Below are 13088 nucleotides of genomic sequence, written 5' to 3'. Positions count from 1 at the left end.
CCAGCGCCCGACAACTGCTCAACAAAGCGCATTTTTTTCGCAGAGCGGTCGCAAAAGGCTCACGCGGTTCGTCCTTTGACAGAAGAAGGAGAGCGCCATGAGAAACCTTATTGTCACCGAGTTCATCAGCATCGATGGCATCGCCGAAGTCGAGAAGCTGCCCAGCGTGACCTGGAACGATGAGATGCAAAGGTTCAAGGAGGACGAGCTTGCCGACAGCGGGGCCATGCTTCTGGGGCGCACGACCTACGAGATTTTTGCCGGCTCTTGGCCCAAGGAAACCGGAGGCTTCGCCGACCGGTTCAATGCGCTGCCGAAATATGTCGCGTCGACAACCCTGAAGGCACTTGACTGGAAACCGGCCGAGCTGCTGACGGGTGCGTTGCCGGAAGCGGTCCGGGCGCTGAAGCAGGGCAGCGGCGGCAACATCTATGTGCATGGCAGCCTGAGCGTCGCGCGGGAATTGCTGCGCCATGGTCTGGTCGATCGCGTCAGGCTGCTGAGCTACCCTGGCTCCGTCGGGGAGGGCAAGAAGCTGTTCCCGCCCGATATGCCGGTGGCGTTGGAGCCGATCTCGACCGTACAGTTCAGCAATGGCGTGGTGGCGCTGGAATATGCGGCTGGGAGGGTGTGAGACGCTGGTGGGGTAATCTCCCCGTGAGGGGAGATGTCGCCGAAGGCGACAGAGGCGGTCGGTCCGTCCTGACGCAACCTCCTATCGACAGTAGGAGGTCTAGCTTCACGCGAGACGACCCCCTCTGGCCTGCCGGCCATCTCCCCCTCGAGGGGGGAGATCGGCAGCTCACCCTACTTTCTTCCCCCGCTTGCCCTTGGCACGCGCCTCGACCACTCTTTCCACCTCGCGCTTCAGTTCGTCCTTGACCTCCTGCGTCTCGGCAAGCAGCGTGTCGATCTTCATGAAATCGAGCACGCGGTATTTCGACACCGGCGGGCGGATCAGTATGTCGGGGGGGCGCTGGTTCAGCTTGTGGGCGATGATCGACTGCATCATCAATTGCGTGGCGCCGTACATCAGGTCGACCGTGGTCGGGTGCTTGCGCTCGGCCTCGCTCGGCGCACCGACGACGTCGATCGCGATGATGATGTCGGCGGCGTCTTCGATCAGGTCGAACGGCACCGGATTGTAGATGCCGCCGTCGATCAGCACGCGGTCGTCGCGCGTCACCGGGCGGAACACGGCGGGAATGGCAGCCGAGGCGGCGAGCGCCGAATGCAGGTCGCCCTCGTCGAAGACGGCCAGCTTGTGACCGAAATAGTCCGTCGCCGTCACCTTCAGCGGGATTTTCAGCTCGGCGAAGGTTTCCGGGATGGCTTCCGGCAGGAACGCCTTCAAGATGCGCTCTATGTTGAACTGGCTGACGCGGATGCCGCCCTGCATCGCCTCGGCGATGGTGCCGGGACGCGAGCGCCACATGCGCGCCGCCACCTCGGCGCGGCGGCCGAGGATCGAGCGGGCGTAGTCCTCGATGTCCTTGCCGCTCATGCCCGAGGCCATGCCGGCGCCCATGATGGCGCCGATCGAGGAGCCGGCGATGGCCACGGGCTTGATGCCGAGCTCGTTCAGCGCCTCGACGATGTGGATATGGGCGAGGCCGCGCGCGCCGCCGCCGCCAAAGGCGATACCGAAGGTGGGGCCCGAGGTGGAGCTCGTCATTTGCCCTCCAGCTTCGGTCCGATGCTCATGATCGCGGGCGCCGGCGTCAGCAGCTTCTTCGCCGCTGCCTTGACCTGATCGAGCGTCACACCGTTGATGAGCGCCGGGCGGCGCTGCACGTAATCGATGCCGAGATTGTCGAGTTGCAATTCCACCAGGGTCGCGGCAATGGCGCTGGAAGAATCCAGATTGCTGATAGCATAGGAGCCGACCATGTATTTCTTGGTGGCGTCCAGTTCGGCCTCGGTCGGCCCCTCCTCGGCCATCTTCTTGACCACCTCCTTGACGATGCCGAGCGTCTCGGCGGCGCGATCGGAACGCGTTGCGGTGGTGATGATCAGCGCGTTGGAATGCTGGTGATCGACCAGGTTGGAATCGACGGAATAGGCCAGGCCGCGCTTTTCCCGCACCTCGTCATAGAGGCGCGAGGTGAAGGTGCCGCCGCCGAGAATCTGGTTCATCAGCACCGCGGGGAAGAAATCCGGCGCATCGCGCTTCACACCGGGGTAGGCAAACTGCAGCGAGGTCTGCGGCAGGTCGTAGTCGACCTCGAGCTGCTGGCCCAGCTTCAGTTCGGTATCGGCAACCGGTTGCAGCACCTGCTTTTCCGGCAGGTCGCCGAAGACCTCATCGAGCTTCCGTTTCAGCGTCGCGGCATCTATGTCGCCGACCACCGCGACATGCAGGCCGCTGCGGGCGAAATTGGCCTTGTGGAAGGCAGCCAGATCCGCCGCCGTGATGGTGGCGATGCTGTCCTTGGTGCCCTGGTCGGGCCTGGAATACGGATGTTCGCCATAGATCGCGCGCAGCCATTTGGTTTGCGCGACGGTGTTGGGGTCACGCTCATTGGCGATGATGCCGGACAGGATCTGGGCGCGGATGCGGTCGATCGGCGCCTGGTCGAAGCGCGGGCTGGTGACCGCCAGCCTGAGCAGGTCGAAGGCCGCGTCCTTCTGCTCGGCCAGCATCCGCATCGCGCCATAGGTGCCGTCGCGCGCCGCTTCGAAGCCCATTTCGGCGCCGGCATCGTCAAGCTTGATCTGGAAGGCCTCGCTGTCGAGGTCGCCGGCGCCCTCGTCGAACAGGCCGGTCATCAGATTGACCAACCCTTCCCGCCCCGCCGGATCTTGCGTCGAGCCGCCATCGAAGACGAAGCGGATGGCGACGATCGGAATGGAGTGGTCCTCGACCAGCCAGGCATTGACGCCCTTTGACGAGGTCACCGGTTGGATGTCCATCGCGTGCGCGGCAAGCGCCGGCAGGATGAGGAAGAAGATGCCGAGGAACAGTGTGGCGAGGGCGTGGAGAACCGCGATGCGCCTATGAGCAATCGCATCAGGCCATTGATCGCCAAGGTCAGCTCCGCCCCTCATCGCGCTGCCGGGCACTTCTCCCCGTATAGTGACGGGGAGAAGGGGTCTCGCCGCGACGCTGGCGCTCTTCTTACGACGCTGATGGTTGGCGAAATCGAGGATGACAGCGCCCCTCTCCCCGTCACTATAGGGGGAGAGGATGCCGGTAGGCAGGTGAGGGGCAGCGCTAACGCTCAATCTCGTCATCATCAATTCCCCGCCTGTTGCTGCGGCAAGAGATAGCCGGTCGTCGTACGATCGAGCAGCAGATAGCGTGCGGCGACCGCCTTGATCTCGTCGGCGGTGACCTTGCGAATGCGGTCCGGCCATTCCTCGATATCCCTGACGTTGCCGCCGGTGGCGAGCTCGGCGCCGTAGAGATTGGCCATCTCGTCCTGCTTGTCGCGGGCGAAGATCATGGCCCTGATATAGCGGGCCTTGGCCTTCTCCAGCTCATCGGCGGTGACGCCGTCCTTGACGATGCGGGCGATCTCGGCGTCGACGGCCGCCTCGACGTCGCTCAGCTTGGCGTCGCCGCGCGGCGCGCCATAGACGGTGAAATTGGTGGCGTCGAGCATCGTACCCTGGAAGAAGGCGCCGGTCGCCGATGCGATGCCTTGCTTGACCACGAGTTGCTGGTAGAGCCTGCTGCGGCTGCCGCCGCCAAGGATCTCTCCCAGCAGGTCGAGCGCCTCGGCCTCGCCGGGTTTTGCCGTGTGGTAGGACGGAACCACCCATTGCGTCGAAAAGCTCGGCACCGAAACGCGCCCATCGGTGAGCGTCACCGTGCGCTTGGTGTTCTGCTCCGGCTCGACCGGGCGGATGCGCGGGGGCAGGTCGGGACCGCGCGCGACCTTGCCATAGGTTTTTTCGGCCAGCGCCTTCACGACCTCCGGCTCGACATCGCCGGCCACGATCAGCACCGCATTGTTGGGGCGGTAGTATTTGTCATAGAAGGCAACCGCATCGGTGCGGTTCAGCTGCTCCATCTCCTGCATCCAGCCGATCACCGGAATGCGGTAGGGCTGGTTCTGCCAGAGCGTCGCGTCGACCTCTTCGTCGAGCACCGCCTGCGGATTGCTGTCGATGCGCGAGCGGCGCTCTTCCAGGATCACGTCGCGCTCGGTCTTGATGACCTCGTCGGTCAAGATGAGGTTGCGCATGCGATCGGCCTCGAAGCTCATCATCTCACCAAGTGCCGAGGGCGCCACCGTCTCGTGGAAGGCAGTGTAGTCATATGAGGTGAAGGCGTTGTTGGAGCCGCCGATGGCCGATATGGCGCGGTCGAACTCGCCCGCGGCGTGGTTGGTCGTGGCCTTGAACATCAGGTGTTCGAAGAAGTGCGCTATGCCGGACTTGCCTGGCGGCTCGTCGGCGCTGCCGATCTTGTACCACACCATATGGGTGACGATGGGGGCGCGATGATCGGGAATGACCACCACCTCCATGCCATTGTCGAGCAGGAAGTTGGCCACCTTGCCATCATCCGCGGCCAGGGCCGGGCCGGCCATGGTCAGCGCGGTGGCGAGCAAGGCTCTCCGCAGCCATTCAGTATGAAATGTCATTGATGGCTCCGGTTGTTATCGCGCGACGATAGGGAAGGTTAGCCGCGGAGGCAAAGTGAATTGTGCGTCATTTTGAAGGCGCCGGTCGCTCCACCCTTACGCAAGCTCGATGAACCGGACCACCGTCTCGCCGTAGTTTCGTTCATCAAGCACCGAGAATTCCGGCCCAATCTCGAAGGGCGCCGAGGCGGCTTCCTCGACCACGCAGAGCGCGCCGGGCAGCAACCAGCCGCCATCCCTGGCCGAGCGCAGGGCGCGCTCGCCAAGGCCCTTGCCATAGGGCGGATCGGCGAAGACCAGGCCGAATGCCGCAAGCGTACCGGCCTCACCCAGGGCGGTCGCGTCGCGGCGGAAGATCTTGGTGCGGCCGGTAAGGCCAAAAGCTTCGACATTGGTGCGGATCAGGCCGCGCCCTTCGGCCGATTCTTCGATAAAGACGCCATAGGAAGCGCCGCGCGACAGCGCTTCGAGGCCGAGAGCGCCGGTGCCGGCGAAAAGGTCGAGCACACGCGCGCCGTCGAGCTTGTCGGCAAAGCGGTGCGCCAACACGTTGAAGACGGCCTCGCGGGCGCGGTCGGTCGTCGGGCGGATGGCATGGTCGCGCGGCGTCGCCAGCGGACGCCCGCGAAATTGCCCGCCGACGATTCTCATTTATGCCCGGGTCTCATTTAAGGCCGGATCTCATTTAAGTCCCGGCATCATCTGGTCCTCGGGCCCTTGGGACCGTTGCGTGGCCGCTCGCCGCCCCGACCGCCATCCGGACGCTCGCCACCCGGCTTGCCGAACGGCTTGGCTCCGCCCGGCTTGCCATAGGCCGGCTTGCCATAGGACGGCTTGCCATAGGACGGCTTGAACGACGCCTTGCGCGCCTTGGCCTCGGCCGCCTTGGCGGCATCGGCTTCCGCCCTGCCCTTGCCGATCGGACGCGCGCCCGGCGCCATCCAGACATTAGCCTTGCGCTGGCCCGGCGGATCGATCGGCCGCTGCTCGCGCTCGGGCTTCTTGCCGCCGCGCGGTTTGTCACCAAAGGCGCCGCGCGGCTTGTCGCCGAAGCCTCCACGGGGCTTGTCGCCAAAATCGCTGCGCGGCTTGTCCGAAAACTCGCTGCGCTCGGGTCTCGGGCCGCGTTCGCCAAAGCTCTTTTCCGGCCTCGCGCCCCTTTCGGGACTGGTCGACAGCTTGCCGAGCGCTTCGTCGCGGCTGCCTTCGCGGCGCTTGCGGTTCTTGATCAGACCGCCCTCACCGATCGGCCGATGGTCACCCTCGCGGGTGACTTTCGGCCGTTCCGGCTCCGCGTCACGCTCTCGCCGCACCGGCTGGTTGGAAAACGGCTTGATGATCTCGGCGTCGAAATTGGCGCCGGATTCCTCGACCAGTCGCTCGCCGAGCTGGTCGCGCAAGACGCGGCCCTTGATCTCCAGCACATGGCCTTCGGCGAGATCGTCGAGCTGGAACGGTCCGTAGGAGATACGGATCAGCCGCGTCACGTCGAGGCCGAGCGATCCAAGGATGTTCTTCACTTCGCGGTTCTTGCCTTCGCGCAGGCCGATCGTCAGCCACGCGTTGGTGCCTTGTTCACGATCGAGCGTCGCTTCGATGGCGCCGTAGAAGACGCCGTCGACGGCAATGCCTTCACGCAGGCCTGCGAGCATGCTTTCCTCGACCTTGCCATGAACGCGCACGCGGTAACGGCGCAGCCAGCCAGTGGCAGGCAGTTCGAGCACGCGCGACAGACCGCCATCATTGGTGAGCAGCAGCAGGCCTTCGGTGTTGATGTCGAGGCGGCCGATGGTCATCAGCCGCGGCAATTCGGCCGGCAGCACGTCGAACACGGTCTTGCGGCCCTCGGGGTCGCGGTTGGTGGTAACGACGCCGGCCGGCTTGTGAAACAGGAACAGGCGGGTGCGCTCGATCGGCGGGATCTCCATGCCGTCGAGATGGATGATGTCGCCCGGCATGACGTTGAAGGCCGGCGAGGTCAAAGCCCGGTTGTTGACCTTGACACGGCCCGCCGCGATCAGGTCTTCGGCGTCGCGGCGCGACGCCAGGCCGGCGCGGGCCAACCGCTTGGCGATACGCTCGCCGGCTTCTTCCGCATCTGCCGGACGCGGGCGCGGCTTGAAGGCGCCGCCAGATGCTTGCGGCCGGTCACCACCGAAATCGCGCTTGGGGCGATCGCTGAAGTCACGCTTGGGACGATCTCCGGCGTCGCGCTGCGGGCGATCGCCAAAATCGCGCTTTGGCCGGTCAAAACGCTTTTCGCCCTCGGCGGAAGCAGGCCGATCGCCACGCGGTGCGTAGGGCTTGCGCGGCCCTTCACGCTTTTCGAAAGGCTTGCCTTCGGGACGCGGCCCCATGCTGAATGGCCGATCGCCGCCCTTGAAATCGCGCTTTGGCCGCTCGCCATCGGCCGCAACCGGCCGATCGCCGCGCGGTGCATAAGGCTTGCGCGGCCCCTCGCGCTTTTCATACGGTTTGCGTTCACCCTCGGCCGCCATAGGGCGATCCCCACGCGGCGCATAGGGCTTGCGCGGCCCTTCGCGCTTTTCATACGGCTTGCGCTCGCCTTCGGCTGCCATCGGCCGATCGCCACGTGGTGCATATGGCTTGCGCGGTCCGTCGCGCTTTTCGTAGGGTTTGCCTTCGGAACGCGGACCTTTGCTGAATGGCCGGTCGCCACTTTTGAAATCGCGCTTGGGCCGCTCGCCCTCAGCCGCTGCGGGCCGGGCGCCTCGCGGTGAATAGGGTTTCTTGGCCCCGAAGGAGGGTTTGCCGCTTTTGCCGGCGGCGCCATCGCGGCGCGGCCCTGCGGCTCCAGGGCCGCTTTTGCCCGGGCCTTTGTGGCGCGGAGATTTCTTGTCGTTGTCGTCCATGTGGCCTTTGCCTTGTTGCGCTGCTACAGCGTGGCGCATCCTTTCGGACGCGCAAAGGACGCTATAGCACTTTGATTTGGCGCATGATCATTTCCGAAAATCTGTTCCGATATTCGGGTTGACGCGCTCCATAACAGGATCACCGCCAAGTGGCGAGGAGATAATCGGAATGGAAACCGCTTGAAGCGGCCGGGTTTCATGGCGCTGGCGCTGAAAGAGGCGCAAGCCGCCGCCTTGCGCGGAGAAGTTCCGGTTGGCGCCGTCATCGCCAGCGGCGACACGGTGGTGGCATCCGCCGGTAACCGCACCCGCGAACTTGCCGATCCGACGGCGCATGCCGAAATGCTGGCCATCCGCGCGGCCTGCCAAACGCTCTCCAGCGAACGGCTGACCGGCCACGACCTCTATGTGACCCTGGAACCCTGCGCCATGTGCGCCGGCGCCATTTCCTTCGCCAGGCTGCGCCGGCTCTATTTCGGCGCGGCCGACGAGAAGGGCGGCGCGGTGGTCAACGGCGTGCGCTTCTTCGCTTCGCCGACCTGCCACCATACGCCCGACATCTATCCGGGCATGGCCGAGGCCGATGCGGCGCTGCTGCTCAGGGAATTCTTTCGGGAAAGACGCGAAACGTAGAGCCTTCAGCTACCGAAGGCGACGATTCCTACCAGGAGGGCAGCCAGTCGAAGAGCCCGCCGCTCTTGCCCTTGGCGGCCGCTTCCTTCTTGAGGCGGCGTTCCTTCTTGTATTCATCCTCGCCGAGTTCGCCCTGCGGCGCCGTGTCGGATGCAGCCCGATAGGCCAGGGGCGGCTCGCTCAGATATCTGCGAGTGTTGGGATCGCCCTGCTTTTGCTCTGCGGTGCGGCGCTGGATCTCTGCGGCGCGGCCCTTGTCTGAATCCTTCGGCGACCAGGCCGGGGGGTGGCTTGAGCCCGAATCCGCCAGCGCCTTCTTCACGGAAGCCGGATCGGTCTGCACGTCGTCGACGATCCCCGACTGATAGGACGGGTCGTCCTGGTGGGCAGTGGCGTCGGCACGCAGGCGGGCGCGGCGCTGCTCGGGCGATTCGGGCCAATCGGTGCTCGCCGTCTCGATGCTTTCCTGAGGCGGCGGCAGCACTTCCTTCTGCCCCGGCGCCGGCTTTACCAGCTCCGGACGCGGCCTGTAGTCGATCTGTTCCTTGTGCTTGGGCGTGATCGCGAAGGCGCCGGAAAGGTCGCCCGCAAGCTGCTCGCCAGCCGTCTTGTCGGTGCCGTAGGTCGGCGAACCCATGCAGCCGGACAGAGCGAGGCCGGACGCGACAAGCGGCGCCAGCAGCGCAACGCGCACGGAAGTTCTGTCGATCATGCCAAAAAGTCCCACTCTAGACAGCCTCTCGATCGTCACCGGCCAAAGGCCCGGTCCCCATCGTCCACGCTCTTGCGACGGAATTCCGGCGACAATTTGTCTTCCGGAGTTTCGCGTGTTTACCTCAACCACTCGTTAAGGGCAACGCGCGGGCGCTTTTCACCCGCCCGCCGTGGCATTTGTGCACCGGCTTATGAGCAGTCACAAACGTCCCAGAGCCTTGAGTTCATGCAGCACGGCGGCATCGCGGGCAGACACGTCGGGGAATTCCACGTCCTGCCCGACATCGGCGGTATAGCGCCATGAGCGCGCGCATTTGACCAAGCCGCGGTCCTCGGCCTTTTCGACCACCACCGCGACACCTTTGACATCGTCGAGCGCAAAGGCGCCTTCCGGCGCCTTGCCGTGGGCGATGACGAGATCGCTGGTGATCGCCATTTCGGCCATGTCGACATCGGCGATCGCGGCTTCAAGCGCGGCATCGTCGAGGCTCACGACCGGCACGGCTTCCAGCGAGGCACCGATGACCTTCTGAGCGCGTGCGATCTCGAGCGCGCCGGTGACGACACGGCGGACCTGCCGCACCTTGCGCCATTTTTCCGCCAGTGCCTCGTTCTTCCAGTCGGCCGGAATCTCGGGGAACTGGTCGAGATGCAGCGAGACAGCATCCGGATGACGGTCGAGCCAGGCTTCTTCCGTGGTGAAGGGCAGCATCGGCGCCAGCCATTTCACCAGGCAGTCGAAAAGGTGGCGCACCACTTGTACCGAGGCCTTGCGCTTCACGCTGGCGGGTCCCTCGCAATAGAGCGCGTCCTTCCTGATGTCGAAATAGAAGGCCGACAGCTCGACCACCATGAAGTCGAGCAAAGTGCGGGTGATGCGTTTGAACTCGAACGCGTCGTAGCCCGAGCGCACGACCTCATCGAGCTCGGCCAACCGATGCAGCATCAGCCGCTCCAGTTCCGGCATCTTGTCCAGCGGCACCTCCTCGCCATCGTCATGGGCGAGCGTGCCCAGCATCCAGCGGATGGTGTTGCGGAGCTTGCGGTAGGCGTCGATGTTGGTCTGCAGCACGTTCTTGCCGAGACGCTGGTCTTCCCAATAGTCGGTCGTCACCACCCATAGCCGCAGAATGTCGGCGCCGGACTGCTTGATGACGTCTTGCGGCACGACGGTGTTGCCGAGCGATTTCGACATCTTTCGCCCCTCCTCATCCATGGTGAAGCCATGGGTGACGACGGTGTCGTAAGGTGCCCTGCCCCTGGTGCCGCAGCTTTCGAGCAGCGAGGAGTGGAACCAGCCGCGATGCTGGTCGGAGCCTTCGAGATAGACGTCGGCCGGCCATTTCAGGTCCGGACGGTCTTCCAGCGTGAAGACATGCGTCGAGCCCGAATCGAACCAGACGTCAAGGATGTCCATCACCTGCTTCCATTTGGAGGCATCGTGATTGCCGAGGAAACGCTCCTTGGCGCCGGCAGCGAACCAGGCGTCGGCGCCTTCCTGTTCGAAAGCATCCATGATGCGCTGGTTGACGGCTTCGTCCTTCAGCACGTTGCCATCCTCATCGGCAAAGACGGCGATCGGCACGCCCCAGGCGCGCTGGCGCGACAAGACCCAATCCGGGCGTTCCTCGATCATGGCGCGGATACGGTTCTGGCCGGCCGCCGGCACGAAGCGTGTGTCGTCGATCGCCTTCAGCGCACGGCTGCGCAACGTCGTGCCGTCGCCGAGGTCCTTGTCCATATAGACGAACCATTGCGGCGTGTTGCGGAAGATGATCGGCTTCTTCGACCGCCACGAGTGCGGATAGCTGTGCTTCAGCCGGCCGCGCGCAAACAGCGCGTTGCGCTTGATCAGTTCGTCGATAACCGCCTGGTTGGCATTGCCCTTCTTGCCGTTGTCGTCGATGACGCGCGCGGCGCCACCTTCACGGTCCGGGCCGAAGCCTGGCGCGTCTCTGGTGAAGAAGCCGGCGTCGTCTACAGTGAAGGGGATGGCAGGGTCGATGCCACGTGCGCGCAAATCCGATGCTGCATCCATCCAGGCATCAAAGTCCTCGCGGCCATGGCCGGGCGCGGTGTGGACGAAGCCGGTGCCGGCGTCGTCGGTGACATGATCGCCGGCCAGCATCGGCACGGCGAATTCGTAGCCGCCGCCGAGACCTTTGAAGGGATGTGAAAGTGTAAGGCTTCCAAGCTCTTCGACCGAAACGCTGCGAAGCCGATTCAAGGTGACCTTGGCCTTGGCCAAAGATTCTTCGGCCAGCGCGTCAGCAAAGATCAGCTTTTCACCCGGCTGCGGGCCGAATGTATTCTCTGCCGCCGCGACCTCGTAGAGACCATAGCTGACACGTAGCGAATAGTTCACGGCACGGTTGCCGGGGATCGTCCAAGGCGTCGTCGTCCAGATGACGACGTGAGCATCCCTCAGTTCCTTGATAGCTTCCCAAGCGCCACCCAACTCGGGTGTCGCGACAGTTCTTCCTGATCCAGCGCCGACGATCGGAAACTTCACCCAGATCGTATCGGACTCGTAGTCGTGATATTCGATCTCGGCCTCGGCCAGTGCGGTGCGCTCGACGACGCTCCACATCACCGGCTTGGAGCCGCGATAGAGCTGGCCCGACATGGCGAACTTCAACAACTCCCCGGCGATGCGCGACTCCGAGTGGAAAGCCATCGTCGTATAGGGGTTCTTGAAGTCGCCGACGACGCCGAGCCGCTGGAACTCGCCGCCCTGCACCGTGATCCAGTTCGCGGCGAAGTCGCGGCATTCCTTGCGGAACTCGTTGACCGGCACCTCGTCCTTGTTCTTGCCCTTGGCGCGGTACTGTTCCTCGATCTTCCATTCGATCGGCAGGCCGTGGCAATCCCAGCCCGGCACATAATTGGCGTCATAGCCGCGCATCTGGAACGAGCGGGTGATGACGTCCTTGAGGATCTTGTTCAGCGCATGGCCGATATGGATGTTGCCGTTGGCGTAGGGCGGGCCGTCATGCAGCACGTATTTTTCGCGGCCGGCCGCCTCCTCGCGCAGCTTGGCGTAAAGGTCCATATCCTGCCAGCGCTTGACCAGCAGCGGCTCTTTTTCAGGCAAGCCGGCGCGCATCGGGAAATCCGTCTGCGGCAGATAAAGCGTCTTGGAATAGTCGATCGTTTCAACAGTGTCGGTCATTGGTCTGCCATATGCATTGCCCGGCGGGCGTAAAAGCTCGGGCGTGAACTATCATGATTGGAAAAGCGCGAGGGGGCGCGCAAAACTCCCGGCGGCTCCGGCGGCGCTCAGGCCGCCCGGAACACCGGGCCTGTAATTCGTATCGTCAGCGCGCGAAGGCGTGAAAAGCTCGTCATTGCCGGGCTTTTAGCCGAGAAAGCCGCAGGAATAAAGCGTCTCTTGTTCGATTCACTTACATCGCGAAGTCGAAGCGATAGGTGGTCGAGACGCCGACCGTGAACTGGTTACGGTCGCCGCGCTCCTGGACCAGGCTGGAATCGGCGGCCCGGCCCATCAGGCGCGCATATTCGCCGAACAGGCTGGCGGTCATCGGATCGGTCACCTTCCAGGTGATGGCGCCACCAAGGCCGGTCGATTTCAGGCCGCCGCCAGGATGGTATTCGCTCAGGCCCGAGGCCACAGCCTCCTTGGCGTTGACGCCATAATAGGAGTCGAAATAGCTCGATGAGGCAAAGGACACGCGCGGGCCTCCCGAAATCCTGACCGTCGGCGTGATATCGTAGAAGGCATCGGCGGCGATGTCGGCGACAAAGCCATTATGGGCACGAATGCCGTGGCGCAATTCGGCGCGGGCGCGCAACCAATCCGTCGGGTAGAATTCGAAGAAGCCGCCGACCTCACCGCCCCAGCGCACCGGGCCGAGGCCCTTGAGTTCATCCTTGCTGTCGCGTGAAAACAGGAACTTTCCGGTCAGGCCGGCGCGGACGCCGCCATCGTCGACCAGCGCCAGCGAGATGTTGTCGTTGCGCGAGGTAAAGCGCGCGGCCGGGCCGGCCTTGCCCAGCGAGATGATCGGCGATGCGCTGAGCAGATAGCTGTTGGAGCCCTCGAATTTCGGCGCGACCATGCCGGTGGCGCCAAGCGTCAGGTACCAGTCGCCGGACATCCAGCCGAAGGCACCCTCGCCCGCATTGGCGGTGGACACAGTGAGCAGCGCCGAGGCGAGAAACAGCGGAATCGTCCAGACAATACGCATCACCACCCCATACGCGAAACAAAACGGAGAGAACACCCGGCAGCCAAAGCCATGGCGCCGGTTCGGTA

Annotated in this window: 10 protein-coding genes; 2 read left to right on the top strand and 8 right to left on the bottom strand. The window is 64.2% G+C overall.

The window, feature by feature from the left end; genetic code table 11:
- Window positions 1–97 precede the first annotated feature (97 nt).
- Window positions 98–634: a dihydrofolate reductase family protein gene (locus tag NKI10_RS14045; RefSeq protein ID WP_352860490.1), complete on the top strand. Its 537-nt coding sequence runs from the start codon at window positions 98–100 to the stop codon at window positions 632–634.
- Between the two features lie 168 nt (window positions 635–802).
- On the opposite strand, the gene NKI10_RS14040 is transcribed toward NKI10_RS14045, so the two are convergent.
- The 5 genes from NKI10_RS14040 to NKI10_RS14020 form a co-directional block, all read right to left on the bottom strand.
- On the bottom strand, window positions 803–1675 hold the full coding sequence (locus tag NKI10_RS14040) for a patatin-like phospholipase family protein (protein WP_352460528.1): 873 nt from the start codon (window positions 1673–1675) through the stop codon (window positions 803–805).
- Window positions 1672–3048 carry a M16 family metallopeptidase gene (locus NKI10_RS14035; RefSeq protein ID WP_352860488.1) on the bottom strand — a complete coding sequence of 459 codons (1377 nt, stop codon included), beginning with the start codon at window positions 3046–3048 and terminating at the stop codon, window positions 1672–1674. Before NKI10_RS14035 ends, NKI10_RS14040 begins: the two co-directional genes overlap by 4 nt.
- A gap of 188 nt (window positions 3049–3236) precedes the next feature.
- Window positions 3237–4592: a M16 family metallopeptidase gene (locus NKI10_RS14030; protein WP_023715212.1), complete on the bottom strand. Its 1356-nt coding sequence runs from the start codon at window positions 4590–4592 to the stop codon at window positions 3237–3239.
- Window positions 4593–4688: 96 nt separating this feature from the next.
- Window positions 4689–5243, bottom strand: coding sequence for a 16S rRNA (guanine(966)-N(2))-methyltransferase RsmD (gene rsmD, locus NKI10_RS14025; RefSeq protein ID WP_352860485.1), 555 nt, complete (start codon window positions 5241–5243; stop codon window positions 4689–4691).
- Window positions 5244–5290: 47 nt separating this feature from the next.
- Window positions 5291–7465 (bottom strand): pseudouridine synthase, encoded by a 2175-nt coding sequence (locus NKI10_RS14020; RefSeq protein WP_352860483.1) that lies wholly within the window; start codon window positions 7463–7465, stop codon window positions 5291–5293.
- Window positions 7466–7645: 180 nt separating this feature from the next.
- On the opposite strand from NKI10_RS14020, the gene NKI10_RS14015 reads away from it, so the two are divergent.
- Window positions 7646–8098 carry a nucleoside deaminase gene (locus tag NKI10_RS14015; RefSeq protein ID WP_023730463.1) on the top strand — a complete coding sequence of 151 codons (453 nt, stop codon included), beginning with the start codon at window positions 7646–7648 and terminating at the stop codon, window positions 8096–8098.
- 28 nt (window positions 8099–8126) lie between these two features.
- Here the strand turns inward: NKI10_RS14015 and NKI10_RS14010 are convergent, their stop codons facing one another.
- From NKI10_RS14010 to NKI10_RS14000, 3 genes are all read right to left on the bottom strand, one after another.
- On the bottom strand, window positions 8127–8810 hold the full coding sequence (locus NKI10_RS14010) for a hypothetical protein (RefSeq protein WP_023682973.1): 684 nt from the start codon (window positions 8808–8810) through the stop codon (window positions 8127–8129).
- A gap of 201 nt (window positions 8811–9011) precedes the next feature.
- Window positions 9012–11984: an isoleucine--tRNA ligase gene (gene ileS / locus NKI10_RS14005; protein ID WP_352860480.1), complete on the bottom strand. Its 2973-nt coding sequence runs from the start codon at window positions 11982–11984 to the stop codon at window positions 9012–9014.
- Between the two features lie 232 nt (window positions 11985–12216).
- Window positions 12217–13020, bottom strand: a complete 804-nt coding sequence (locus tag NKI10_RS14000) for a MipA/OmpV family protein (protein ID WP_352860478.1) — start codon at window positions 13018–13020, stop codon at window positions 12217–12219.
- Between the last annotated feature and the right edge of the window lie 68 nt (window positions 13021–13088).

Source organism: Mesorhizobium sp. M0802 (genome assembly GCF_040320115.1).
Taxonomy (GTDB): Bacteria; Pseudomonadota; Alphaproteobacteria; order Rhizobiales; family Rhizobiaceae; genus Mesorhizobium.
This window is presented reverse-complemented; position numbering and strand designations above follow the sequence as displayed.